A 25,036-nucleotide genomic window follows, 5' to 3' on the forward strand; every position below is an offset into this window, starting at 1 on the left:
CGCGCACCCATGGCAATCAGCGCTCCACGGCTGCACATTGTGCGGAAGAGGAGCATCGGCGCGCATGAACTCGGCTGCCCCATCCGACCTGCCCTATCTCGACGCTTTCGCGGCGCCGTCGCATGACGCGTGGCGCGCGGCGGTGGACAAGGTGCTGAAGGGCGCCGATTTCGAGAAGAAGCTTGTGGGCCGCACCGCCGACGGCATCCGCATCGAGCCGCTCTACCCTGCCGCTTCGACGCCTGCACGCGCCCTGCGTGCGGAGGCCGGCCGCTGGCACGTCGCCGCCCGTCTCGACCATCCGCGGCCGGACGAAGCGCGTGCGTTCGCCCTCGCCGATCTCGAGGGCGGCGCCGACACGCTGACGATCAGCTTTGCCGGGGCGTTGGCGGCACGCGGCTACGGCCTCGTCGCCGATGACGTGGCAACGCTCGACGCCGCGCTTGACGGCGTGATGTTGGACCTGATCCGCCTACGTCTCGAGCCCGCCCCTCAGGGCCGCATCAACGCCCTGCTGCTGGCGGCCTTGATCGAGAAGCGCGGCCATGCGGCAAGCGAAGTCTCGGTTTCGTTCGGTCTCGATCCGATCGGCGTCTTCGCAGGCCGGGGCTCGCTGGCGGCGCCCTGGCCCGAACTCGGACGCAGGCTCGCGGCGACGATCCGCACGCTGAAGGAACGCGGCTTCGCCGGCCCCTTCATCGAGGTCGACAGCCGCCCCTATCACGAGGCCGGCGCGAGCGAGGCGCAGGAGCTCGGCGCGGTGCTCGCCACGGCGGTCGCCTATCTGCGTGCGCTCGAAGCGCAGGGCCTATCGCTGTCGGAAGCGCGCGATGCGCTCGCCTTCACGCTGGTCGCGGATACCGACGAGTTCCTGACGGTGGCGAAGTTGCGCGCCGCGCGCCTGCTCTGGAACCGCATCCAGCAGGCTTGCGGTCTCACGCCGAAGCCGGCCCGTCTCCATGCCGAGACGGCCTGGCGCTCGCTGACGAAGCGAGATCCCAACGTCAATTTGCTGCGCGGCACCGTGGCGGCCTTCGCAGCCGGAGTCGGCGGCGCCGATTCGATCGCCATCCAGCCCTTCACCGCCGCGCTCGGCCTGCCTGACGTCTTTGCACGCCGCGTCGCGCGCAACACCCAGCTCATCCTGCTCGAAGAGAGCAATCTCTGGCGCGTCGCCGATCCCGCCGCCGGCGCCGGCGGCTTCGAGACACTGACGCAGACGCTCTGCGAGCAGGGCTGGCAGGCCTTCCAGGAGATCGAACGCCAGCGCAGCGGCGATCTCAGCGGCGTCGTTGCCTCTCTGGTCGACGGCCATTTCCAGAAAGCGCTCGCCGGGCAGCGCGCCGCCCGCGCCAAGGCCGTGGCGACGCGCCGCGAACCGATCACCGGCACCAGCGAGTTCCCGAATATCCGCGAGGAAACGGCGAAGGTGCTCGCCATCGCGCCGGTCAGGCTCGACGGCAAGCGCGTGCAGGGCAGCCTCGCCGAGCGCAATCAGGGCGAGATCATCCGTTCCTTCGTCGGCGGCGCCGGCCGGGCCGATGCGCTGGCTGCCCCCGCCACCGGCCTGCGCGCCGAGCCTCTGCCCTCGCTCCGGCTGGCGGAGGCGTTCGAGGCCTTGCGCGACAAGGCCGATGCCCAGCCGCAGCGCCCGGTCGTGTTCCTGGCGACTCTCGGCCCGATCGCCGATTTCACGGCCCGCGCCGGCTTCGCCCGCAACCTGTTCGAGGCCGGCGGTCTCGCGGCGCCCAGCGGCGACGGCTTCGCCAGGGACGGGGCCACCGATCTCGATGCGCTCGTCGGCGCCTTCCGCGCCTCGGGCGCGAAGCTCGCCTGCCTGTGCGGCTCGGATATCGCCTATGCCGCCGAAGGCTCAGCCGCAGCCGAGGCGCTCGTCAAGGCCGGCGCAACAGTCTGGCTTGCCGGCCGGCCGGCCGAGACCGAAGTCTTGAACAAGGCGGGCGTCGCCACGTTCATCTATATTGGCTGCGACGTCGTCGAGACGCTCGCGCAAGCGCAGGCGATCGCAATCGCCTGACCGGAGACGAAGAGTTTGACTGCCATCGCCCTCACCATCGCCGGTTCGGATTCGAGCGGCGGCGCCGGCATCCAGGCCGATCTCAAGACCTTCGCGGCGCATCAGGTCTACGGCGCCAGCGTCATCGTCGCGCTGACCGCGCAGAACACGAAGGGCGTCAGCGCCATCCATGCCGTGCCGCGCGATTTCGTCGCCCGGCAGATAGACGCCGTCTTCGAGGATCTCGACGTCAATGCGGTCAAGATCGGCATGCTGGCGACGGCCGAGCTGATCGAGACCGTCGCAGCCGGGCTGAAGCGTCACGGCGCGAAGAACATCGTGCTCGACCCCGTCATGATCGCCGCCTCCGGCGCCCGACTGCTCGAAACGGCGGCCGTCGAGGCGATCCGCACGCATCTCTTCCCGCTCGCGACGCTGATCACGCCGAACCTGCCGGAAGCTGCCGCCCTGCTCGGCACGAGCATGGCCGAGACCGATCAGGCGATGGACGCGCAGGCCGAGAAGCTCGCCGCGCTCGGCGCAGCCAATGTGCTGATCAAGGGCGGGCACGGCACCGGCGAGGTCAGCAGCGACCTCCTCCTGCTCGCGGGTGGCGCACGCCAGCGCTTCAATGCGCCGCGCCTGGCGACACGCAATACGCACGGCACGGGCTGCACATTGTCCTCCGCCATCGCCGCCAATCTCGCCAAGGAACTGGCGCTGCCGGAGGCGGTCGGCCACGCCAAGAGCTATATCTCGGCTGCCATCGCCGCCGCCGACCAGGTTGAGGTTGGCCACGGCCACGGACCGGTGCATCATTTCCACCATTGGTGGGACAGGACCGACGGGAGCCAGTCATGACCGCGATCCCGGATTTCACGAAGCTCGCCTTTGCGGCTGGGGCTCGGTCCGCAGCCGGCGCTTTGCCAACGGGCGAAGCCTGGCAGACGCCCGAGGATATCCCGGTCAAGCCTGTCTACACGGCGACTGACCGTGACGGCCTTCCCTTCGTCGAGACGCTGCCCGGCATCGCGCCCTATCTGCGCGGCCCCTACCCGACGATGTATGTCAACCAGCCCTGGACGATCCGGCAATATGCCGGCTTCTCCACGGCCGAGGATTCGAACGCCTTCTATCGGCGCAACCTCGCCGCCGGCCAGAAGGGCCTCTCGGTCGCCTTCGATCTCGCGACCCATCGCGGCTACGATTCCGACCACCCCCGCGTCGCCGGCGATGTCGGCATGGCCGGCGTCGCGATCGATTCGATCTACGACATGCGCACGCTGTTCTCCGGCATCCCGCTCGACCAGATGAGCGTGTCGATGACGATGAATGGCGCCGTCCTGCCGGTGCTGGCGCTCTACATCGTCGCGGCGGAAGAACAGGGCGTGCCGCAGGCCAAGCTCTCGGGGACCATCCAGAACGACATCCTCAAGGAGTTCATGGTCCGCAACACCTATATCTACCCGCCCACGCCCTCGATGCGGATCATCGGCGACATCTTCGCTTTCACCTCGGCGAACATGCCGAAGTTCAACTCGATCTCGATCTCCGGCTATCACATGCAGGAGGCCGGGGCGACACAGGACCTCGAGCTCGGCTACACGCTCGCCGACGGCGTCGAATATATCCGCGCCGGCCAGCGCGCGGGGTTGAGCGTCGATGTCTTCGCGCCGCGCCTGTCCTTCTTCTGGGCGATCGGCATGAACTTCTTCATGGAAGTCGCCAAGATGCGCGCGGCTCGCCTGATCTGGGCGAAGCTGGTCAAGGATTTCGGGGCCCAGAACGAGAAATCCCTGCCCCTGCGCACGCATTGCCAGACCTCCGGCTGGTCGCTGACGGCTCAGGACGTGTTCAACAACGTGCCGCGCACCATGATCGAGGCGATGGCGGCGACGCAGGGGCATACCCAGTCGCTGCACACCAACGCCCTCGACGAGGCACTGGCGCTGCCGACCGATTTCTCGGCCCGCATCGCCCGCAACACCCAGATCCTGCTGCAGCAGGAGAGCGGCACGACCCGGATCATCGACCCCTGGGGCGGCTCCTATTATGTCGAGCGATTGACCGCGGAACTGGCCGAGAAGGCCTGGGGCCATATCCAGGAGGTCGAGAAGCTCGGCGGCATGGCCAAGGCGATCGAGGCCGGCATCCCGAAGCTGCGCATCGAGGAAGCCGCGGCCAAGACGCAGGCGCGCATCGATGGCGGCCAACAGGCGATCATCGGCGTCAACTGCTACAAGCCGGACAACGAGGCGACGATCGACGTGCTCAAGGTCGATAATGCCGCCGTGCGCGCCCAGCAGCTCGACAAGCTGAAGAGGCTCAAGGCCGAGCGCAGCGAAACCGAGGTGCAGTCGGCGCTGACGGCGCTGACCAATGGTGCGGCCGGCAACGGCAACCTGCTCGATCTTGCGGTCAAGGCCGCCCGCGCCAAGGCTACCGTCGGCGAGATTTCGCTGGCGATGGAGAAGGTTTTCGGGCGCCACCGGGCCGAGATCAAGGCGATCTCGGGCGTCTACAAGCGGGAGGTCGGCGAGATGAACCCAGCCGTCACGCGCGTCCAGTTGATGTGCGAGGCCTTCGAGGAAGCCGATGGACGCCGCCCGCGCATCCTCGTCGCCAAGATGGGGCAGGATGGGCACGACCGCGGCCAGAAGGTCATCGCCTCGGCCTTCGCCGATCTCGGCTTCGACGTCGATATCGGCCCGCTCTTCGCGACGCCGGACGAGGCGGCGCGGCAGGCGGTCGAGAACGACGTCCATATCGTCGGCGTCTCGTCGCTGGCGGCAGGCCACCTCACGCTGGTGCCGGAGTTGAAGGCGGCGCTCGCCAAGGCCGGCCGCCCCGACATCATGATCGTGGTCGGCGGCGTCATCCCGCCGCAAGATTTCGACGCGCTGATCGAGGCCGGCGCCTCGGCGATCTTCCCGCCCGGCACAGTCATTGCCGACGCCGCAGAGAAGCTGCTGCAGGAACTGAACGAGCGCCTCGGCTACGCCCAGCGGACGGCTGCGGAATAAAAGAAGGCGGGCGCTGCCAGCCGGCAGCGCCCGCCCCATGGTCACGACCGACGTGGCGACACTTACCGCCAGCTGTAACCATAGCCGTAGCGCGGCGGAGGCGGCCGCATGCCGTAACCGTCGGAATAGCGATGCCAGCGGCGCTGGCCCCAGAAGCCGTGGACGGCAGGCGGCGCCGGGCGCCAGCCATAGCCGTAGGACGAACGATCATAGGAGCGCTCATAGCCGCCGAAGGCCTGAGCTTCGCCCGTCCCGGCGAAGGCCGAAGCCGTGAGAACGGCCCCGCCGAGCGCGAGCGCTGCCAAGCCGATCCGGGCGCGATTGCCAAACATGGTCTCATGTCCTGTTCCGGCAGGGATTGCCCTGCCACGGATCGGACATTCGCATGGCGTGCCTGAACGGGTTTTGAGGGCGCCGTTCAGCCGCCGTTTAACTGCCGGCCAGTTGCTCGCGCTTCAAAAGCAGCGAGGCCGCGATCACCACGACGGCGACGGCGCCGATCATGATCGTGCAGGCGGCGTTGATCTCGGGCGAGACGCCGAGCTTGACCGCCGAATAAAGCCGCATCGGCAATGTCGTCGCGCCGGGGCCGGTGGTGAAGCTCGCGATGACGAGATCGTCGAGCGAAAGCGTGAAGGCGAGCATCCAGGCCGCCGCCACCGCCGGCCAGATCAGCGGCAAAGTCACGGTCCAGAAGGTGACGAAGGGCGTCGCGCCCAAGTCCTGCGCCGCTTCCTCCAGCGAGCGGTCGAAGCCGGCGAGCCGGGATTGTACGACGATACAGGCGAAGCCGAGGCTGAAGGTTGCGTGTGCAACCGTCACCGTCCAGAAGCCGCGCTCGACATCGGCGGCGACGAAGAGCAGCAGCAGCGACAGGCCGGTGACGACCTCGGGCATGACGAGCGGCGCCAGCACCATGCCGGAGAACAGAGTGCGCCCCCGAAAGCGGCCATGCCGCGCGAGAGCGAGCGCGGCCAGCGTGCCGAGGATCGTCGCCAGCGTCGCCGAGGCGAAGCCGAGGCGGATCGAGAGCCAGGCCGCGTCGAGCAGCGGCTCATTCCGCATCAGCGCGCCGTACCAATGCGCCGAGAAACCGCCCCAGACCGTCACCAGCCGCGAGGCATTGAAGGAATAGGCGACGAGCGTGAGGATCGGCAGGTAGAGGAAAGCAAAGCCGACGATCAGCGCGAGGATCAACCCAGGGCCGAGCCGGCTCATGCCGCCATCTCCCGGCGCAGGCGCGCCCGTTGAACCAGGACGAGCGGCAGCACGAGCACGACGAGCAGCACGACCGCCACCGCAGAGGCCAAGGGCCAGTCGCGGTTCGAGAAGAACTCGTTCCAGAGCACCTTGCCGATCATCACGGTATCGGGGCCGCCGAGCAGATCGGGGATGACGAACTCGCCGACCGCCGGGATGAAGACCAGCGCCGAGCCAGCGAGGATGCCGGGCAGCGAGAGCGGCAGCGTCACCGTCAGGAAGGCCGTGACCGGCGTGGCGCCGAGATCGGCCGCCGCTTCGAGCAGGCCGCGGTCGAGCTTCTCCAGCGTCGCGAAGAGCGGCAGCACCATGAAGGGCAGGTAGGAGTAGACCATGCCGAGCAGCACGGCCGCCTCGGTATTGAGCAGGCGCAACGGCTCTCCCTCGAAACCGAGGAGGCCAAGCGTCACATCGAGCAGGCCTTCCGGCCTGAGGATGCCGATCCAGGCGTAAACGCGGATCAGGAAGGAGGTCCAGAACGGCAGGATGACGAAGACGAGCAGGATGCCACGCCAGCGCGCGGGCGCCGAGGCCATCGCATAGGCAAGCGGATAGCCGATCGCGAGCGCGAAGACGGTGGTCAGCGCCGCGATGCGCAGGGAATAGAGATAGCTCTGCCAATAGAGCGCATCGTCGCCAAGCAGGCTGAAATTGGCGAGGTCGAGCTGCGAGAGGAATTCGCCGAGCTGGGCGACCCCCTCCCAATGCGGCGCATAGGGAGGGAGCGCCGTCGCAGCCTGCGAGAAGGCCATGCGCAGCACGATGGCGAAGGGCGCGAGAAAGAACAGCGCCAGCCAGAGATAGGGCACGGCCACGACGAGACCGCGCAGCCGCTGCAGCGAAGCGACCGCGCTCATGCCCTGACCCTACCGTCATTCCGGGGCAGGCCGCGGGCCTGAGCCCGGAACCCGTGAACACGACATGTCTCCAGACTCATCATGCTCGCCCTTGTGGCGAGCATCCGTGTCTTGAACACCGCACTCGATAAAGGAAGGCGTGGATGGTCGGGACAAGCCCGACCATGACGGGAAGTGTCCTGTTCATGGGTTCCGGGCTCGCCGCTGCGCGGCGCCCCGAAATGACGGAATCGCTTCGGTACTCCGCTCATGGCGGCAGCACCACGCCGGCCTCGACATCCCAGGAGAGCCAGACCTTGTCGTCCCAGGCGAAGGGCCGCGCCATCCGGCGTGTGCGGTTGGCAAGCGCGACCTTGACGAGCTGACCGCCCTCGCCTCCCAGCATCACCTGGATCATCGTGAAATCGCCGAGATAGCCGATATCCCAGATTTCGCCCGCGACCTTGTTGACGGCTTGGCCCGGCTCGTCATGAGCAATCTCGATCTTCTCAGGCCTGATGCCGACGACGAGCGGCTCGCCCGGCTTCAGCGCCGGCGCCTCCTCGTCGAGCTCCACGATGCCGACATGCGGCATCTCGGCCCGGACCAGCTCGCCCTCGACGGCCGCGATCCGACCTTCGAAGATGTTGATGTCGCCAACGAATTCCGCGACGTGGCGGTTGGCCGGGACCTCGTAGATCACGTCGGGCGGGCCGATCTGGACGAGCTTGCCATGGTCCATCACCGCCATGCGGTCGGCCATGGTCATCGCCTCGTCCTGATCGTGGGTGACGACCATGAAGGTGAGGCCGAGCTCGCTCTGCAGATCCATCAATTCGAACTGGGTCTGCTCGCGCAGCTTCTTGTCGAGCGCCGCCATCGGCTCGTCGAGCAGCAGGAGCTTCGGTCGCTTGGCCAGCGAACGAGCGAGCGCGACACGCTGGCGCTGGCCGCCGGAGAGCTGGTGCGGCTTGCGCCCGCCGAGACCGGAGAGCTTGACCAGCGCCAGCATCTCCTCGACGCGCCGGTCGATCTCGGCGCGCGGCAGCCCCTCCCGCTTGAGCCCATAGGCGATGTTGCCCGCCACGCTGAGATGCGGGAACAGCGCGTAGGACTGGAACATCATGTTGATCGGCCGCAGATGCGGCGGAACGCCGGTGATATCCTGCCCGTCGAGCAGAATCGTGCCGGCATCGGGCGTCTCGAAGCCGGCGAGCATGCGCATCAGCGTGGTCTTGCCGCAGCCGGAGGGCCCGAGCAGCGCGAAGAACTCGCGCGGGTAGAGCGCGAGCGAAAGGTCGCCCACCGCGGTGACGTCGCCGAAGCGCTTGGTCACACCCCGGAACTGGACCAGCGGCTTCGCCGCCGGATCGTTCCAGGGCTGGAAGGCCCGGCGCACGCTGCCGGGCGAGGTCTTCTTCATGGCGCTCGCGGCCTGTCCGAAACCGGTCACTTGCCGGTCTTGACGCGAGTCCAGAGCCGGTTCACCAGCCGCTGGGACTTCTGGTCATAGGGCGTGATCGTATAGAGCCGCCCCATCACCTCGTCCGAGGGGTAGATACCGGGATTGTCGCGCACCGCCGCCGAAAGCATCGGCTTCGAGGCGAGATTGCCGTTGGCATACTGGATGAAGTCCGAGTTCTTCGCCGCCATTTCCGGCCGGTTGACGAAGTCGATGAACTTCATGGCGGCCTCGACATTGCCGGCATCCTTCGGGATCACCAGCGAGTCGAACCACATCAGCGCCCCCTCCTTCGGGATCGAATAGGCGATCTGGACGCCGTTCTTGGCTTCCTCGGCGCGCTTCTTGGCCTGGAGGATATCGCCGGAATAGCCGACGGCGAGGCAGATATCGCCGTTCGCCAGCGCGTTGATATATTCCGAGGAGTGGAACTTCTGGATATGCGGGCGGATCTTGCGCAGGAGCTCGCCGGCCTTGTTGAGATCGGCCTCTTTCTTCGAATCGGGATCGAGCCCGAGATAGCGCAGCGCCGCGGGGAACATCTCCTCGACCGCGTCGAGCACATGCACACCGCAATTCGAGAGCTTCTTGAGCTGATCCGGCTCGAAGACGATCTTCCAGGAGTCGATCACCGCATCGGGACCGAGGCGTTCCTTCACCTTCGCCACATTGTAACCGATCCCCGTGGTGCCCCACATGTAGTTCACGGCGTATTTGTTACCGGGATCGTATTTCGACAGCCGAGTCTGGATTTCCGGCCAGAGATTCCTGAGGTTCGGCGCTTTGTCCTTGTCGACCGGCTGGTAGAGGCCGAGCGGGATATGGCGCGGCAGGAAAGAGGCGGTGACGACGATCAGGTCGTAGCCGGTCTTGCCGGCGAGGAGCTTGGTCTCGACCGTCTCCATCTGATCGAAGGTGTCGTAGACGACGGTAATGCCGGTTTCCTTCTTGAAGGCGTCAAGCACCTCCGGATCGACATAGTCAGACCAGTTGAAGATGCGCAGCTGCTTGTCCTGCGCGGCCGCTGGAGCGGCCAGAAGTCCCAATCCGATCGCGCAAGCGGCAATCGCCTCGGTCAGTCGTTTCGTCGTCCTACCCAATCCGCCCCTCCATCGTGTTGGCGCGCGCACGCTACCAGCTTTCCCCCCGGCTTCAACCGCTAGAGGGCACGGCCGAACACCCGCGCACAGGCAAGCGGCGCCTGACGCAAGCGTGAACCGCGGCAGCCTTGCCGGCCGCCAGCGTCATGCACATACCGTACCGCATGCGCCTGTTCCGCCGCTTCCTGCTGTTCTTCGCGGTCGCCTTCCTGCTGCCGCTCGCGAGCCATGCGGGCTGGTGGACCTGGCAGACGCATGCACCGGACTGGCGCCGCGCCGACTGGACCAGTGCGAAGCTCCTGCCGGCGGCTTCCGTCGAGCCCGAAGCGACCGTGAATGTCTTCGCCGCGCGCGTCGGGCGCTGGCGCGGCATCTTCGCGCATCACTCCTGGATCGTGGTGAAAGAGCGCGGTGCCAGCGCCTATACCCGCTTCGACGTCGTCGGCTGGGGCGCCCCGGTCCGGGTCAATCATCGCGAGGCCGATGGCCGCTGGTTCGGCAACATGCCGGAGCCTGTCGTCGAGATTCGCGGCGAGACAGCCGAGCGCCTGATCCCGCGCATCCGCGCGGCTGTCGCGAGCTATGCCTATTCGAGCCCGGGCAGCTATCTCGCCTGGCCGGGTCCGAACTCGAACAGCTTCGTTCAGCATGTGCTGGCAGAGGTGCCGGAGCTGCATCAGGCACTGCCGCCGACGGCGCTCGGCAAGGACTGGCGCGCCGATGGTCTTTTCGCCGGGCTCACCGCCAGCCGCACCGGCATCCAGGCCTCGCTCTACGGGCTCGCCGGCGTGACCGTTGGCTGGGTCGAGGGCATCGAGATCAACCTGCTCGGCCTCGTCGCCGGGCTCGACCTGCGCAACCCGGCGCTGAAGCTGCCGGGCTGGGGGCGGGTCGGGGTTTAGCACCACAGCGCCAGCCGGCCTTGCGGCGCGCTTGGATAAGCGTTACATGTAACACTTGCGGGAGTGTTCACATGGCCAGTTCCATTGCCAGACGCGTCCAGAAGCGCCGCGACGCCTTGCGGGCTGCGGGCCTGCGGCCGGTGCAGATCTGGGTTCCCGATACGCGACGCCCCGGGTTCAGCGAGGAATGCCGACGCCAGGCGCGCCTCGTCGCAGTCAGTGACCGTGCCGATCGGGACCTGGATGCATTCCTTGACGCTGCGCTGGACGATCTGGACCGCGCCCCTGAATGAAGCGCGGCGACCTCGTCACCGTCGCGCTCGCCGGGGATTTCGGGAAGCCGCGCCCTGCCCTGATCGTTCAGGCCGATCCGTTCGATCTGACGGCGACGGTGACTCTGCTGCTCATCTCCAGCGATCTCGTCGATGCGCCGCTGATCCGGCTGACAGTCGAGCCCAATGCCACGAACGGCCTGCGCCTTGCCTCCCAGATCATGGTCGACAAGGCGATGACCGTGCGCCGGGAGCGGATCGGACAAGTTTTCGGCAGTCTCGATCCGGAAACGATGATTGCGGTGAATCGGTCGCTGGCGCTGTTCCTGGGCCTCGGTTGAGTAACCACTTCTGTCATTCCGGGGCGCGCCGCAGGCGCGAACCCGGAACCCACGACTGGGTGGGGCACGCTATACTCAGGTTCGGGCCGCTCACCCGGTCGTGTCTTCCGGGTTCTTCGCTCTGAGAAGCCCCGGAATGACAACGATTGGGTGAGTAGCAACTGCCCTCAAACCGCCTCGAAAGCCTGCGCCAGATCCGAGATCAGGTCCTCGATGTTCTCGATGCCGACAGAGATGCGGATCAGGGCGTCGGTCAGGCCGATCTCCTCGCGCAATTCGCGGGCGACGCCGGAATGCGTCATCGCGGCCGGATGCGAGACCAGCGTCTCGGTGCCGCCGAGGCTGACCGCGAGCTTCATGATCTGGAGATTGTCGAGCACGGCGAAAGCTTCCTTCTCGCCGCCCTTGACGTCGAAGGCGAAGGTGGAGCCCGCCGCCGTGCACTGGCGGTCGAAGACGGCCTTGCGCGGATCGCCGTCCTTGAGGTTGCCGAGATAGTGGACCCGGGCGACCTTGGGATGGCTCTCGAGATATTCCGCCACGAGCTTGGCGTTCTCGTTGGCGCGGCTCATGCGGATGTCGAGCGTCTCCAGAGAGCGCATCAGCATCCAGCAGGAATTCGGGTCGGCCTGGGTGCCGAGCGAGCCGCGCCAGGCCTTGACCTGTCGCACCAGCGCCTCGGAGCCGCTGATCGAGCCGCCGACGAGGTCGGAGTGGCCGCCGACATATTTGGTCAGCGAGAGCAGCGAGAGATCGGCGCCCTGCTTCAGCGGCTTCTGGTATTTCGGGCCGAGCATGGTGTTGTCGACGACGACGGGCGGGCGATGGCCCTGCGACGTCTCAAGCTCGTCGGCGATCATCTTGCAGGCGGCAAGGTCGACGAGGCCGTTGGTCGGGTTGGCCGGGGTCTCGACCAGGATCATCGCGACGCGGCCCTTGGCGGCGGCTTCCTTGGCAACCTGCCGCATCTGGGCGACGTCGAGCCCGTCGGTGAAGCCGAAGGGCGTGACGCCGAAGGCGCCCATCTGGTTCTTCAGCAGGGTCTCGGTACCACCATAGAGCGGGCGCGAATGCAGGATCGTGTCGCCCGGCCGCAGGAAGGCGAAGCAGGTCGTCGCGATCGCCGCCATGCCCGAGGCGAAGACGGCGCATTTCTCGGCCTCATCCCAGATCGCCAGGCGATCCTCGAGGATTTCCATGTTGGGATGGTTGAAGCGCGAATAGACGAGGCCGGGCTTCTCGCCGGGCTTGGGCTGGCGCCGCCCAGAGGTGAAATCGAAGAAATCCTTGCCCTGCTGGGCGTTCTCGAAGACGAAGGTCGAGGTCAGGAAGACCGGCGGCTTGAGCGAGCCTTCCGACATGGCCGGCGAATAGCCGAAGCCCATCATCAGCGTCTCGGGATGGAGCTTGCGGTTGGCGATCCGGTCCTTGTGGTAGTTGTCTTGGCTCATGGCCGTCTCCCTTGCGATCCTGCGATGCAGGCCGGTTTCTGGCACCAGATTATTCCCATCGCCGCGCCATTGCTTGGCCGATCAGCATCATCCTAATGTGCAGCGAACAGCTTTCTGCTCATTTTCGACAGGGATGGAGCATATCGTGCTCGACAGCATCGACCGCCGGATTCTCGCCGTACTGCGCGAGGACGGGCGCATCACCAACCAGGACCTGTCACAGCGGGTCGGACTGTCGCCGACGCCGTGCCTCCGGCGCCTGAAGCGGCTGGAGGAGACCGGCGTCATCCAGGGCTACACGGCGATCGTTGACCCCAAGGCTTATGGTCTGCCCTTCAGCGTCTTCGTCTCGGTGCGGCTGACCCAACAAAACCAGGAGCAGATCGCCGAATTCGAGAAGGCCGTCGAAAGCTGGAGCGAGGTCGCCGAGTGCTATCTCATGACCGGCTCGCAGGACTATCTGCTGCGCGTCGTCACCGACGGCATCGAGGGCTACGAGCGCTTCCTGAAGCAGAAGGCGACGCGACTGAAATGCATCCAGTCGGTCGAATCCAATTTCGCGCTGGCGACGATCAAAAAGCGCTCCGGCCTGCCGCCGGTCTGATCAGCTCCGGCCGCGATCCATGGCGCGGCGCACGACCTGCGTGACCTCGCTGTCCGACAGGAACAGGTCGTGGCGCAGCATGCTCCAGCCTCGCCCGGACGTATCCGCAACCCTGACGCCCAAGGCCTCCAGCCGCGAACGGTCGGCCGCGCCGGCGCGCGCGACGCCGCCGGCGATGCGGGCGGAGACGGCGAGCGCGCGGTCGCCGGGATCGATGATCACGGTCATGCGCTGGGCCAAGGGCCCGAGCTTCTTCACCGTCTGCTCGAAGGCGTCGATATCGACATCGGGCGAGGCGAGCACGACCGAGCCGATCCGGGCGTAGATCTCCTGGGAATCGCGCAGTTCGCGCAGGCCTTCCAGCGTCAGGAACGTACCCATCGAATGGGCGACGATATGGATGCGCCCGACGGTCGGATTGGCGACCAGCGCCTGCAACGACTGGACGAAGCCGTCGCGCGACCAGAGCGCGCTCTCACGATCATAGGCATAGTCGAAGAGCTTCCCGCCGGAGGGCCAGGTGAACAGCGCCGTGCGTCCCTGGAATTCCAGCGAGTGCGAGAGCTGGCCGGCGCTGCGCGCCGCTGTCTCGAAGGTCTCGTTGAAGCCGTGGATATAGAGCAGCACGTCGCGCCCGTTCACGGCGTCCGAGAAGGCCCGCACCGCGTCCGTCGAGGTTTCGCGGGACACGCCGAGCACGGCCCAGTCGCCGCTGACGGCCGAGGACACGCGCCCCGAGATGCCGCGTCCCGGCGGGGATAGCCGCGCCTCGGCGAAGGTCAACGGGCCACGATCCGTGTTGAAGAAAGGCGTGGCATTGCCGGTCGAGCGGCGCGTCGTCATGACGAGCAGGCGCGGATCCTTGCCGAGCGCCGAGCTATCGGCCCGCTCCGGCTCGGAGAACGGCGACACGCTGGCCTCGCTCTGCGCGCAGGCGGCGAGGCCGAGCGGCAGGAACGCGGCGAGAGCCAGCGAACGGCATGAAAAGGCGCGCCTTGTCACGGGCATTGGGACGGACATCCGGTCAGAATGAGAAGGGCCGAACTGGCGGCCGGACCTCTAAAGACAGGTCAAGGCGGCCAGAATGCGGCAGGCGGTCCCGTTCCTGCTCGAAGCAGCACCGGCGTTGCGCGGCGGCGACATCACGGCACGGCGCCGGAAATGATCTGGATCGGCGCGGTGACGACGAGCCCGACGGTGGAGCCAACCGTGCCGACGACGCCGCCGGCGATATCGCCGACCCTGTCGCCGAATTGCGGCCCGGCGAAGCCGATACCCTTGTCCTGCTGCAGCCTTTGCCCGATGAGCTGCACCACTTTCGGCGAGGACGCGAATTTCGCGTGGTTGAGGTTGTCGCCGGAGGAGACTTCCGACAGGTCGATCAGGCGCACGCCGAGCTTCTCCAGCTCCGCGATCGTTTCGGTATCCTTGCTGGACACGGCGCCCAGCCGCTTCTTGTCACCGGCGAAGCGTCGGGAAAAGTCGAGCGCCCTGTCGTCGGCCGAGACGAAAACGGTCAGCGGCCGCCGGATCGAGCGCATCTGCGTCCTGAACACGTCGAGGTCGACATCCGGCGCCGCGAGCATGACGTCACGCAGCTTGCCGCCGAAGCTGCCGTCGCCGCGAATCGCGGCCTGGCGCAGCGTCTCCAGCGTCAGGAGCGTGCCCATCGAGTGAGCAAGGATATCCATGCGCGACGGGCCGAGATCGCGGGCGATGGCGCGCAGGTTCAGCTCGAGGAAATCCCGCGAGTAGAAGGCGCTTTCGCGATCGTAGGGATAGGCCAGCAACTGCCCGCGCGAGGGCCAGGTGAACAGCACCGGCACGCCCTTGAACCCGGAATCATAGACGATCTGGGCAAAGCGATAGGCCGCATCGGCAAAGTTCGTGTTGTAGCCGTGGACGAAGACCAGCACGTCGCGCTGGGAGGCCGGCCGGCGCTGCAACTCCTTGCGAACGTCGGAAACGACCGGCGCGAGATCGAGCTTCTGGATATAGGTCGCGGTAAAATGCTTGGCCGGATCGCCCGGTCCCGAATCGGGCAGCTCCAGGCTTCCGGACTTGTGAACCCGCGGCACGGTAATGTCGAGGCGGGCGAAGGAGAGCTTCGGCCCGCGCTCACCGCTGAAATAGACCGGCTGCGCCGAGACCTCGCGCGTCGTCGCGACATAGATCTGGATGGTTCCGGCGACGTCGGCCTTGGGAGCCTGGCTCAGTTCCAGCACGCGTGGCGTTCCGCAGGCCGCGAGCGCCAGCGGGAGAAACAGGGCCAACAGGAAAACACGAAGCCGCATCGCCACGCACATCATCGCCAAGTGGTCTCACCGCTTCGGCGGATTCACAAGAGGCGCGCATGACACAGTGATGAAGCAAGTGCAGCGCCGGAGCGCCTTGTCGCCCATGCCGGCAGCTTGCTAACTGGCAACATGGTCGACAGCAGCCCTCCAGCCGATCCGCTCGGCGATGCGATCCTCGCCGGCGAGCGCGCGGCCCTGGCGCGCGCGATCACGCTGGCGGAATCGTGGCGCGCCGACCATCGCGAGCAGGCACAGGCCCTGATCCAACGGCTGCTGCCCCATACCGGACGGGCCATCCGCGTCGGCATCACCGGCGTGCCGGGCGTCGGCAAGTCGACCACGATCGATGCGCTGGGAACCTATCTGACGGAGAAAGGCCACAAGGTCGCGGTGCTGGCGGTCGACCCCTCCTCGACGCGTACCGGCGGCTCGATCCTCGGCGACAAGACGCGAATGGCAAGGCTCGCGGTCGATCCCGACGCCTATATCCGCCCTTCCCCGTCCTCGGGCACGCTCGGCGGCGTCGCGGCCAAGACGCGCGAGACCATGCTGCTCTGCGAGGCCGCCGGCTTCGACGTGATCCTGGTCGAGACGGTCGGCGTCGGCCAGTCGGAGACGGCGGTGGCCGATCTCACCGATTTCTTCCTCGTGCTGATGCTGCCCAATGCCGGCGACGAATTGCAGGGCATCAAGAAGGGCATCATCGAACTCGCCGACATGATCGCGGTCAACAAGGCCGATGGCGACGGCGCGACGCTTGCCCGTGCGGCGGCGGCCCAGTACAGGGCCGCGCTGCACATCCTGGCCCCGGCTTCGCCCCTGTGGAGCACGCCGGTCGTGACGATCTCGGGGCTGACCGGGCTCGGCCTCGATGCCCTCTGGACGAAGATCGAGGAGCATCGCGGCCGTTTCGATGCCAAGGGCCTGATCGCCGAGAAGCGCCGCAAGCAGGACGTGAAATGGATGTGGGCGATGGTGCAGGACCGATTGCAAGCCAGGCTCCGACACGATCCTGCGCTGAAGGCCCGCACACCGGAATTGGAAGCCGCCGTCGCCGCCGGCCGCCTGCCCCCGACCTCGGCGGCCGACGAAATCGCGCGGGCGCTGGGATTGTAGCGCTCGCGCTGCGCCGACCGGTTTCAGATCGGCACGGATGGACCTGGCACGCCACTTGATCCGCAGCGGCCGAGCAGGAGTTTCCATGGTGCTTTCCCGACGCAACGTTCTGGCGATGGGCCTTTTCGGCACGGCCTCGGTCGTTCTTCCGGCCCATGCCCAGTCGCGCAGCGCCGCTTCCGGGCCGCTCGGCCATCTCGGCCTCGATGCGGGCCAGTTCGGCCTGCGCTCCGGCGCCGCCGAGGATCAGTCGCGGCAGCTTCTGGCCGCCCTGAAACAGGCCGCAGCGCGCGGGGCTCCGCTGCTGCTGCCGCCCGGCCGCTATCGGATCGGCGGCGTCAATCTGCCCGAGAATGCGCGGATCGCCGGCGTGCCCGGAGAGACGCATCTCGTCACGGCCGATGGCCAACCCGTATTGATCGCCCATAATCTCGCGCGGGCCGAGCTCTCCGGGCTGAGCTTCGACGGGCTCGATATTCCCTCGGCCCAGCGCATCGGCCTGCTGACGGCGCAGAATGTCGGGGAACTCGAAGTCTCCGGCTGTGCCTTCGCCAAGGCCGGTTCGGTCGGCCTGACGCTCGATCGTTGTGGTGGACGCATCACGGCGAACCGCTTCGGCAACATGCGGGACGCCGCCCTGTTCGCGATCGATTCGAAGGGGCTGAGCGTCGAGCAGAACCGGGTCGAGGATTGCGGCAACAACGGCATCCAGATCTGGCGCAACCAGCCCGGCGACGACGGCTCCATCGTCCGGGGCAACCATGTCCTGCGCATCCGCGCCGATGCCGGCGGCAGTGGCCAGAACGGCAACGGGATCAGTGTCTTCCGCGCCGGTGGTGTCATCATCGAGGGCAACCAGCTCCGGGATTGCGCGATGACCTTCATCCGCAACAATTCCGGCTCGGGCGTCCAGATGCTCGGCAACCAGGGGCGGCGGTGCGGCGAGGTCGGCCTCTACAGCGAATTCGCCTTCGAGGGCGCGATCATCGCCAACAACCTCGTCGAGGACTGCGCAGCCGGCGCGACCATGACCAATCTCGACCATGGCGGGCGCATCGCGATCTGCGCCAATAACATCATCCGCAGGGTCAAACGAGCCGATATGCCCTACACCAAGGACCCGGTCGGCGGCTTCGGCATCCATGTCGAGGCTGAAGCCGCGGTAACCGGCAACGTCATCGAGGATGCGAGCGACGCCGGTATCTCGCTCGGCTGGTCCTGGGGCATGCGAAACCTCGCCGCCACCGGCAACGTCATCCGCAAGACCGGGATCGGCATCTCGGTCTCGCTGGTGCCAAAGGAGCGCAATGCGCTGATCGCCAACAACGTCATCGCCGAAGCCCGCGACGGCGCCGTGATCGGCACCGAATACGGCAAGCCCGTCACCGGCGACCTGACGAAGGGCTTTGACAGCAAGGCGGCCGGGGTCGTGGTCGCGAACAACGCGGTGCGCTGAAGCTCGACCCACCCCCAGCCCCCCTCCGGAGGAGCCGCGCCAGCGGCGTCTCGAAGGATGCTCCAGGAGGCTCCTGAGCGAGCTGGAACATCCTGAGAAGCCATTCCCAAGGGAATGGCTTCTCAGGATGAGGGCTCGGGAAATGCCATAACCAACCCGCTCAGCCGACCGGCGCGCGGATGCGGCCGACCTCGATGCCGTTCCAGTTCTTCAGCACGGCCTCGCGCAGCGGCGCGAAGGCCGCCTGCGTAGCGTCGTCCATCGGCAGGAAGCGGGCGATCAGGGCACCGAGCGCGATCTCGGCGGCGCGGCCGGCGCCGTCATCGCATTTCAGGGCAATGCCGTAGCCAAGTTCCGGAAGCGCAGCGCAATAGACGCCCTCGGCCCCGGTCTTGGTGAAGGCGCGTGCGCCGAGCAGGTCCATCAGGCGGGTGTCATAGCGGCCGGTGCCGGCGACCATGAACGGATGGGCCGCCGCTGCCGCGCGGATGCGCGCCGCCGCCTTCGCCCGCTCCGGCCCGAAACCGTGGCCGGTGCCGAACCGGGCGAAGCCCAGCGCCAGCGCCTCGAGCGGCACGGCATAGGACGGGATCGAACAGCCGTCGATGCCCATGCGATCGGCGCTATGGGCGGCGCCGGTCACGGCCTCCAGCGCGCCGCGCACGGCCTGCTGCACCGGGTGGCTCGCCTTCACATAACCCTCGGGGTCCTCGCCCATGTTGCAGGACAGGCAGACGAAGCCGGCATGCTTGCCGGAGCAGTTGTTGTTGAGGGCGCTCGGCTCCGCGCCCGATTTCGCCAGGGCTCGCGACACGACTTCGTTCGAAGGCCAATGCGCGCCGCATTCGAGGCAGCCGGCGTCGCGCCCGGCCTTGCGCAGCATGGCGAGCGAGGTTTCGGCATGGAGCGGCTCGCCGGAATGCGAGGAGACGGCGAGCGCGATCTCGGCCTCGGTCAGCCCGTAGCGATCGGCGGCGCCGCTCTCGATCAAGGGTAGGCCCTGGATCGCCTTGACGGCCGAGCGCGGGAAGACCGGACGCTCGACCTCGCCCACCGAAAACACCACGCCGCCATCGGCATCGACGACGATCGCCGCGCCGCGATGGCGCGATTCGACGGCGTTGCCGCGCGTGACCTCGGCAAGCACAGGATTTTCCATGGCGACCTCCCGGAAGCTGCTATGAATTCTGGCCCGCCTGCTGCGGGCTTGCCGCCTTTTGGCGCCGGAGCGGGGTCCTGTCAAAAGCGCTGGCGCGAAGCGCGCCGGGCTGCCACGGTGCCGCCCAGCAGACCCGCGCCCTTCAGCGATGGAAGACCGATGTCACCGGACTACGAGACCGAATACAACAACCGAGCCCGCGTGCCCGAACATCCGGGAATCATCGCCGGCTGGCAGACGGACGCCGCCGCCTATCGCAGTGAAGCTCTGTCCGAGCTCGACGTCTCCTATGGCGAGGGCGAGCGCCAGGCCTACGACCTGTTCAAGCCCGAAACGATGCGCGGCAACGCGCTGGTGATGTTCATCCATGGCGGCTACTGGCAGGCGCTGGACCGCAGCTATTTCTCGCATATGGCGCGTGGTCTGAACCGGCTCGGCCTGCCGGTCGCGGTCGTCGGCTACGATCTCTGCCCGCAGGTCCATCTCGGCCATATCGTCTGGGAACTGCAGCAGGCGGCGGCGGCGCTGTGGCGGCGCTTCGGCCTGCCGGTGATCGCGACCGGCCATTCCGCCGGCGGCCATCTCAGCGCCTGCACGCTCGCCACCGACTGGAAGAACGTCGATCCCGACCTGCCGGACCAGCTCGTGCCGGCGGCCTATGGCATCTCCGGGCTCTACAATCTGAAGCCGCTCACCGAGACCAGCATCAACAAGGCGCTGAATCTCGACCTGGCCGCCGCGGAGCTGGAAAGCCCGCTGTTCTGGCCGGCGCCAGCCTCGCTGACGATGGATGCGGTGGTCGGTGGCGCGGAAAGCGACGAGTACCACAGGCAGAGCCGCCGGCTCGTCGATGTCTGGAGCCTGGAAGGCGTGACGACGCGCTACGAGGAAATCCCCGGTGCCAACCATTTCACCGTGATCGCCGGGCTGACCGATCCCGAGAATGCGATGACCCGACGGATCGCCGCGCTCGCCGGCGCTTGATCTTACAGCGTCGAAGATTCTATCCAGACGCAACAGAGTTTCGGAGCGCGCGATGCAGACCTTCTTCGTCGAGATCAAATGCAAGCTCGGCAAGACCTACGAGGTCGCCAGCGAACTGGCCGATCGCGAGATCGCTTCCGAGATCTACTCGACCGCCGGCAATTACGACATCCTGGCCAAGTTCCATGTCGCGGCCGATGTCGATATCGGCCATTTCGTCGCGCAGAAGGTGCAGTCGATCCCCGAGATCGCCGACACCCACACGATCATCACCTTCAAGGCTTTCTAAGCACCTGCGCTTTCCCTGAGGCCTCATCCTGAGGCGCCATTGCGCGAGGAATGACGTCTCGAACGATGCTTCAGTTATCTCCTGCGCTCTGAAACATCCTTCGAGGCGTGCCTGCGGCGCTCCTCAGGATGAGGGCTCGCTTATTCAAGCCGCCCTCCCGGCCGCCGGGATTTCTCGAATCGTTTCCGGTGGTTGCGCGCTGCTTCTCGCACAGCGATTCAACGACCTGCCAAATTGATTCAAGTTCGCGGCCTCGCCTGAGGTTGCGCCCGCACCACCCTTTCCGCCCCGGCGAAACTGCTAGCAGCGCTCCGGCGCTTGACGGCATGGGGGCTTTCGCGCGACCAGCATTCTTCGGACTGCAGGGATCCTCGCGCCATGAAAAGCACGCTCTCCACCGATCTGCGCTCGGGCGCGCTCGTCTATCACCGCCAGCCCCGGCCCGGTAAGATCGAGATCCAGGCGACCAAGCCGCTCGGCAACCAGCGCGACCTCGCACTCGCCTATTCGCCCGGCGTGGCCGCAGCCTGCGAGGCCATCGTCGACGATCCCTCCGAAGCGGCCGAACTGACCTCCCGCCAGAACCTCGTCGCCGTCATCACCAACGGCACGGCGGTGCTCGGCCTCGGCGATATCGGCCCGCTCGCCTCCAAGCCCGTGATGGAGGGCAAGGCCGTCCTCTTCAAGAAATTCGCCGGCATCGACTGCTTCGACATCGAGGTCGAGCAGAAGAACATCGAGAAATTCGTCGAGGTCGTCGCGGCGCTGGAGCCGACCTTCGGCGGCATCAATCTCGAGGACATCAAGGGCCCGGAATGCTTCGAGATCGAGGAGCAGCTCAAGGCCCGGATGAAGATCCCGGTCTTCCATGACGACCAGCACGGCACGGCGATCATCGTCGGCGCCGCCGTCCTGAACGGGCTCGACCTCGCGGGCAAGAAGATCGCCGACGTCAAGATCGTGGTGTCCGGCGCCGGTGCAGCCGCGCTCGCCTGCACCAACCTGCTGGTCGAGCTCGGCGCCAGCCGCAAGAACATCTGGATCAGCGATATCGACGGCGTGGTCTACAAGGGCCGCAACACGCTGATGGACCGCTGGAAGGAGGTCTATGCGCAGGAGACCGACGCCCGGACGCTCAGTGACGTGATCGGCGGCGCCGACATCTTCCTCGGCCTCTCCGCCGCAGGCGTGCTCAAGCCCGAGATGGCGAGGCAAATGGCGCCGAAGCCGCTGATCCTGGCGCTGGCCAACCCCAATCCCGAGATCACGCCCGAGGACGCGCTCGCCGTGCGTCCCGACGCGATGATCTGCACCGGCCGGTCCGACTATCCGAACCAGGTCAACAACGTCCTCTGCTTCCCCTATATCTTCCGCGGCGCGCTCGACGTGCAGGCGACGACGATCAACGAGGCGATGAAGCTCGCCGCGGTGCGCGCCATCGCCTCGCTCGCCCGCGAGGCGACCTCCGACATCGCGGCCCGCGCCTATGGCGGTGAGGCCTCGACCTTCGGTGCGACCTCGCTGATCCCGAACCCGTTCGATCCGCGCCTGATCATGCGCATCGCGCCGGCCGTCGCCGAGGCCGCCATGGCGACCGGCGTCGCCCGCAAGCCGCTGGTCGATGTCGAGGCCTATCGCGAACAGCTCTCGCGCTTCGTCTTCCGCTCCGGTTTCCTGATGAAGCCGCTGTTCCAGAAGGCCAAGGCCGACCCCAAGCGCGTGATCTATGCCGAGGGTGAGGACGAGCGCGTGCTGCGCGCCGCCCAGGTCGCGCTGGAGGAAGGGCTGGCTATCCCGATCCTGATCGGCCGCCCGAGCGTGATCGAGACGCGCATCCAGCGCTTCGGCCTGACGCTCAGACCCGGCGTCGATTTCGAGGTGGTCAACCCTGAGGACGATCCGCGCTATCGCGACTATGTCCAGACCTATCTCGACATCGCCGGCCGGCGCGGCATCACGCCCGAGGCGGCGCGTTCGCTGGTGCGCACCAACAACACCGTGATCGCAGCGCTCGCCGTGGCGCGGGGCGAGGCGGATGCGATGATCTCCGGCCTCGAAGGGCGGTTCATGTCGCGGCTGCGGCATATCAAGGACATCATCGGCATGGCGCCCGATGTCTGCGACATCGCGGCGATGACCCTGATCATCACCAACAAGGGCGCCTTTTTCCTGTCGGACACCCATGTGAAGCATGATCCGACGGCGGAAGAGATCGCCGACATGACCGTGCTCGCGGCCGACCATGTCCAGCGCTTCGGCATCGACCCGAAGATCGCGCTGCTCTCGCATTCCGATTTCGGCGCGGCCGACACGCCCTCCTCGCTCAAGATGCGCAAGGCGCTGAAGCTGATCCGCGAGCGGGCGCCGCATCTCGAATGCGACGGCGAGATGGAGGCCGACACCGCCCTCGTGCCGCTGATCCGCGAGCGCGTCCTGCCTTCCTCGACGCTCAAGGAGATGGCGAACGTCCTGATCTTCCCCAATCTCGACGCCGCCAACATCTCCTACCAGTTCGCCAAGGTGATGGCCGACGCGCTGCCGGTCGGGCCGATCCTGATCGGCACCGCCAAGCCCGCGCATATCCTTACCGGCTCGGTGACGGCCCGCGGCGTGGTCAACATGACCGCCGTTGCGGTGGTGGAGGCGCAGGAGAGCGCGGCGGCGGCTGCGGGCAAGTGAGCCTGTAGCCAGCTCCTGACAATCAAGGCGCGAAAGCTACGGCCCCGCCGTCGTTTTCGCGCTTGGCAGACTCAACGCGACAGGGTCTACTTCCCCAGTCGGGCATTGCTCGCAGCGACGCCCGGCTGAGGGAGGTTGCCATGCTCGACGTCACGCGCCGCCATGCCCCTTTGGCTTTCGCCGCCATCCTGGCCGCGACCCGCGCGGCCACCGCCCAGGGCCGCATCGTCTTCCATCGCGGCAATGACGGCGACCCTGAGACGCTCGATCCGCACAAGACCTCCACCGTCGCGGAAGCCCATCTGCTGCGCGACCTGCGCGAAGGCCTCGTCATCCACGACATGAAGGGCGAGGTCGTGCCCGGCGTGGCCGAGAGCTGGGCGATGAGTCCTGACGGCAGGACGTGGCGCTTCACGCTGCGCAACAACGCGAAATGGTCGAATGGTGACCCGGTCAAAGCCTCGGATTTCGTCTATTCCTTCCGGCGCATCGTGAATCCCGAGACCGGGGCGAAATACGCCAACCTGCTCTTCCCGATCCGCAATGCCGAGGCGATCCACAAGGCGGCCGCGGGCTCCTCGCTCGAAACGCTCGGCGTCAGCGCCCCCGACGAGGGCACGCTGGAGATCGCGCTGGAGCGGCCGACGCCGTACCTTCTCGAACTGCTGACCCATCAGAGCACCCTGCCCGTCCACGCGGCCAGCGCAGCGCAGGCGGCGCAGGAGCCCGGGCGACCGGAGAACTGGATCACCAACGGCCCCTATCTGCTGCGGGAGTTAGCGCCGAATTCGCATATCCGGCTGGACCGCAATCCGCATTTCCATGCAGCCGCCGATGTGAAGATCGATACGGTGATCTTCTATCCGGCCTCGGATCTCGCGGCCGCCGCACGACGCTTCCAGGCCGGCGAACTGCATCTCACCACCGACATCCCGGCCGACCAGTTCAAGGCACTGAAGCACAAGCTCGGCGATCAGGTGCGCATCGGCCCCTATCTCGCGACCTATTTCCTGATCATCAACAGCGCCAAGCCGCCCTTCGACGACGAGCGCGTGCGGCGAGCGCTCTCGCTGCAGATCGACCGCGAATTCATCGCCGACCGGATCTGGGGCGGCACGATGCTGCCGGCCTATGGCGTGATACCACCGCATATCGGCAATTACGGCGAGCGTGCCGAGCTCGATTTTCGCCACGCCTCGGTGCTGGAGCGCGAGGAGGAGGCCAAGCGCCTGCTCGCCTCGGCCGGCTTCGGCAACGTGTCGCTCCAGGTCGAGTTCCGCTTCAACACGACCGACAACAACCGCCACACCGCCGAGGCCATCGCGGAGCAATGGCGCGCCATCGGCGTCGAGACCCGCTTCGTCGAGACCGATTTCCGCACGCATTTCGCCTATCTGCGCGACGGCGGCGATTTCGACGTCGCCCGCTATGGCTGGGTCGGCGACTATTCCGACCCGCAGAACTTCCTCTTCCTGTTCGAGAGCGACAATGCCGGCTTCAACATCGGCAAGTACCGGAACCCGCAATTCGACGCGCTGATGAGGCTGGCGGCCGAGGAGCTCGACCTCGCCCGGCGCGCGGCGATCCTGCGCGAGGCCGACAGCATCGTGATCCGCGACGAGCCCTGGATTCCGGTGCTGCACTACTCGACCAAGAACCTGGTCTCGCCGAAGCTCGTCGGTTTCGAGCAGAACCTGCGCGGCGCGATTCCGACGCGCTTCCTGAGCCTGAAAGCCTAAGCGCCGGCCCTGCACCAGACGCCGGGCGGTTTCCACGCCGTGAGGCTCG

22 protein-coding genes are annotated in these 25,036 nt (G+C 66.9%); 13 read left to right on the forward strand and 9 right to left on the reverse strand.

Annotated elements, in window-relative coordinates:
• Nucleotides 1-64: 64 nt before the first annotated feature.
• The 3 genes from OCUBac02_RS17405 to scpA are packed head-to-tail and all read left to right on the forward strand — an operon-like array spanning nucleotide 65 to nucleotide 5,040.
• On the forward strand, nucleotides 65-2,038 hold the full coding sequence (locus tag OCUBac02_RS17405; RefSeq protein WP_173047392.1) for a methylmalonyl-CoA mutase subunit beta: 1,974 nt from the start codon (nucleotides 65-67) through the stop codon (nucleotides 2,036-2,038).
• Between the two features lie 15 nt (nucleotides 2,039-2,053).
• Complete coding sequence (gene thiD / locus OCUBac02_RS17410) at nucleotides 2,054-2,878, forward strand: bifunctional hydroxymethylpyrimidine kinase/phosphomethylpyrimidine kinase (RefSeq protein WP_173047394.1); 825 nt, start codon at nucleotides 2,054-2,056, stop codon at nucleotides 2,876-2,878.
• The gene (scpA, locus tag OCUBac02_RS17415) at nucleotides 2,875-5,040 is read left to right on the forward strand and encodes a methylmalonyl-CoA mutase (protein ID WP_173047396.1); all 2,166 of its coding nucleotides are present in this window, start codon (nucleotides 2,875-2,877) and stop codon (nucleotides 5,038-5,040) included. Before thiD ends, scpA begins: the two co-directional genes overlap by 4 nt.
• A 62-nt stretch (nucleotides 5,041-5,102) precedes the next feature.
• Here the strand turns inward: scpA and OCUBac02_RS17420 are convergent, their stop codons facing one another.
• From OCUBac02_RS17420 to OCUBac02_RS17440, 5 genes are all read right to left on the reverse strand, one after another.
• Complete coding sequence (locus tag OCUBac02_RS17420; protein ID WP_173047398.1) at nucleotides 5,103-5,372, reverse strand: hypothetical protein; 270 nt, start codon at nucleotides 5,370-5,372, stop codon at nucleotides 5,103-5,105.
• 97 nt (nucleotides 5,373-5,469) lie between these two features.
• The gene (locus tag OCUBac02_RS17425) at nucleotides 5,470-6,258 is read right to left on the reverse strand and encodes an ABC transporter permease (protein WP_173047400.1); all 789 of its coding nucleotides are present in this window, start codon (nucleotides 6,256-6,258) and stop codon (nucleotides 5,470-5,472) included.
• Nucleotides 6,255-7,157 carry an ABC transporter permease gene (locus OCUBac02_RS17430; RefSeq protein WP_173047402.1) on the reverse strand — a complete coding sequence of 301 codons (903 nt, stop codon included), beginning with the start codon at nucleotides 7,155-7,157 and terminating at the stop codon, nucleotides 6,255-6,257. Before OCUBac02_RS17430 ends, OCUBac02_RS17425 begins: the two co-directional genes overlap by 4 nt.
• 247 nt (nucleotides 7,158-7,404) lie before the next feature.
• Nucleotides 7,405-8,559: an ABC transporter ATP-binding protein gene (locus tag OCUBac02_RS17435; protein WP_173049654.1), complete on the reverse strand. Its 1,155-nt coding sequence runs from the start codon at nucleotides 8,557-8,559 to the stop codon at nucleotides 7,405-7,407.
• A 26-nt stretch (nucleotides 8,560-8,585) separates the two neighbouring features.
• Nucleotides 8,586-9,698 (reverse strand): polyamine ABC transporter substrate-binding protein, encoded by a 1,113-nt coding sequence (locus OCUBac02_RS17440; RefSeq protein ID WP_280528826.1) that lies wholly within the window; start codon nucleotides 9,696-9,698, stop codon nucleotides 8,586-8,588.
• A 146-nt stretch (nucleotides 9,699-9,844) separates the two neighbouring features.
• On the opposite strand from OCUBac02_RS17440, the gene OCUBac02_RS17445 reads away from it, so the two are divergent.
• From OCUBac02_RS17445 to OCUBac02_RS17455, 3 genes are all read left to right on the forward strand, one after another.
• The gene (locus OCUBac02_RS17445) at nucleotides 9,845-10,600 is read left to right on the forward strand and encodes a DUF3750 domain-containing protein (protein ID WP_173047404.1); all 756 of its coding nucleotides are present in this window, start codon (nucleotides 9,845-9,847) and stop codon (nucleotides 10,598-10,600) included.
• A 71-nt stretch (nucleotides 10,601-10,671) separates the two neighbouring features.
• Nucleotides 10,672-10,893 (forward strand): antitoxin MazE family protein, encoded by a 222-nt coding sequence (locus OCUBac02_RS17450; protein WP_047580514.1) that lies wholly within the window; start codon nucleotides 10,672-10,674, stop codon nucleotides 10,891-10,893.
• The gene (locus tag OCUBac02_RS17455) at nucleotides 10,890-11,213 is read left to right on the forward strand and encodes a type II toxin-antitoxin system PemK/MazF family toxin (protein WP_173047406.1); all 324 of its coding nucleotides are present in this window, start codon (nucleotides 10,890-10,892) and stop codon (nucleotides 11,211-11,213) included. The genes OCUBac02_RS17450 and OCUBac02_RS17455 overlap by 4 nt, the downstream gene beginning before the upstream one ends.
• Before the next feature lie 167 nt (nucleotides 11,214-11,380).
• Here the strand turns inward: OCUBac02_RS17455 and OCUBac02_RS17460 are convergent, their stop codons facing one another.
• Nucleotides 11,381-12,664 (reverse strand): cystathionine gamma-synthase family protein, encoded by a 1,284-nt coding sequence (locus OCUBac02_RS17460; protein WP_047574021.1) that lies wholly within the window; start codon nucleotides 12,662-12,664, stop codon nucleotides 11,381-11,383.
• Between the two features lie 133 nt (nucleotides 12,665-12,797).
• Between OCUBac02_RS17460 and OCUBac02_RS17465 the strand changes: the two genes are divergently transcribed.
• Complete coding sequence (locus OCUBac02_RS17465) at nucleotides 12,798-13,268, forward strand: Lrp/AsnC family transcriptional regulator (protein ID WP_173047408.1); 471 nt, start codon at nucleotides 12,798-12,800, stop codon at nucleotides 13,266-13,268.
• Here OCUBac02_RS17465 and OCUBac02_RS17470 read toward each other — a convergent pair whose 3' ends face one another.
• Both OCUBac02_RS17470 and OCUBac02_RS17475 read right to left on the reverse strand, forming a co-directional pair.
• Nucleotides 13,269-14,276, reverse strand: coding sequence for an alpha/beta hydrolase (locus tag OCUBac02_RS17470; protein ID WP_173047410.1), 1,008 nt, complete (start codon nucleotides 14,274-14,276; stop codon nucleotides 13,269-13,271).
• A gap of 134 nt (nucleotides 14,277-14,410) precedes the next feature.
• Nucleotides 14,411-15,562: an alpha/beta hydrolase gene (locus OCUBac02_RS17475; protein WP_173047412.1), complete on the reverse strand. Its 1,152-nt coding sequence runs from the start codon at nucleotides 15,560-15,562 to the stop codon at nucleotides 14,411-14,413.
• Nucleotides 15,563-15,694: 132 nt separating this feature from the next.
• On the opposite strand from OCUBac02_RS17475, the gene meaB reads away from it, so the two are divergent.
• Entirely contained in the window at nucleotides 15,695-16,681 is a 987-nt protein-coding gene (gene meaB / locus OCUBac02_RS17480; RefSeq protein WP_173047414.1) for a methylmalonyl Co-A mutase-associated GTPase MeaB, read from the forward strand.
• Between the two features lie 85 nt (nucleotides 16,682-16,766).
• Nucleotides 16,767-18,137, forward strand: coding sequence for a TIGR03808 family TAT-translocated repetitive protein (locus tag OCUBac02_RS17485; RefSeq protein WP_173047416.1), 1,371 nt, complete (start codon nucleotides 16,767-16,769; stop codon nucleotides 18,135-18,137).
• 160 nt (nucleotides 18,138-18,297) lie between these two features.
• On the opposite strand, the gene OCUBac02_RS17490 is transcribed toward OCUBac02_RS17485, so the two are convergent.
• The gene (locus tag OCUBac02_RS17490) at nucleotides 18,298-19,296 is read right to left on the reverse strand and encodes an asparaginase (RefSeq protein WP_173047418.1); all 999 of its coding nucleotides are present in this window, start codon (nucleotides 19,294-19,296) and stop codon (nucleotides 18,298-18,300) included.
• A gap of 159 nt (nucleotides 19,297-19,455) precedes the next feature.
• Here OCUBac02_RS17490 and OCUBac02_RS17495 point away from each other — a divergent pair, with 159 nt between their 5' ends.
• The 4 genes from OCUBac02_RS17495 (at nucleotide 19,456) to OCUBac02_RS17510 (ending at nucleotide 24,987) form a co-directional block, all read left to right on the forward strand.
• Entirely contained in the window at nucleotides 19,456-20,280 is an 825-nt protein-coding gene (locus OCUBac02_RS17495) for an alpha/beta hydrolase (RefSeq protein WP_173047420.1), read from the forward strand.
• A 52-nt stretch (nucleotides 20,281-20,332) separates the two neighbouring features.
• Nucleotides 20,333-20,569 carry an Lrp/AsnC ligand binding domain-containing protein gene (locus OCUBac02_RS17500; protein WP_038361355.1) on the forward strand — a complete coding sequence of 79 codons (237 nt, stop codon included), beginning with the start codon at nucleotides 20,333-20,335 and terminating at the stop codon, nucleotides 20,567-20,569.
• A gap of 378 nt (nucleotides 20,570-20,947) precedes the next feature.
• Nucleotides 20,948-23,248, forward strand: coding sequence for an NADP-dependent malic enzyme (locus OCUBac02_RS17505; RefSeq protein ID WP_173047422.1), 2,301 nt, complete (start codon nucleotides 20,948-20,950; stop codon nucleotides 23,246-23,248).
• 140 nt (nucleotides 23,249-23,388) lie between these two features.
• On the forward strand, nucleotides 23,389-24,987 hold the full coding sequence (locus tag OCUBac02_RS17510) for a peptide ABC transporter substrate-binding protein (RefSeq protein ID WP_173047424.1): 1,599 nt from the start codon (nucleotides 23,389-23,391) through the stop codon (nucleotides 24,985-24,987).
• The last annotated feature ends 49 nt before the right edge of the window (nucleotides 24,988-25,036 follow it).

It is taken from the genome of Bosea sp. ANAM02 (assembly GCF_011764485.1).
GTDB lineage: Bacteria > Pseudomonadota > Alphaproteobacteria > Rhizobiales > Beijerinckiaceae > Allobosea.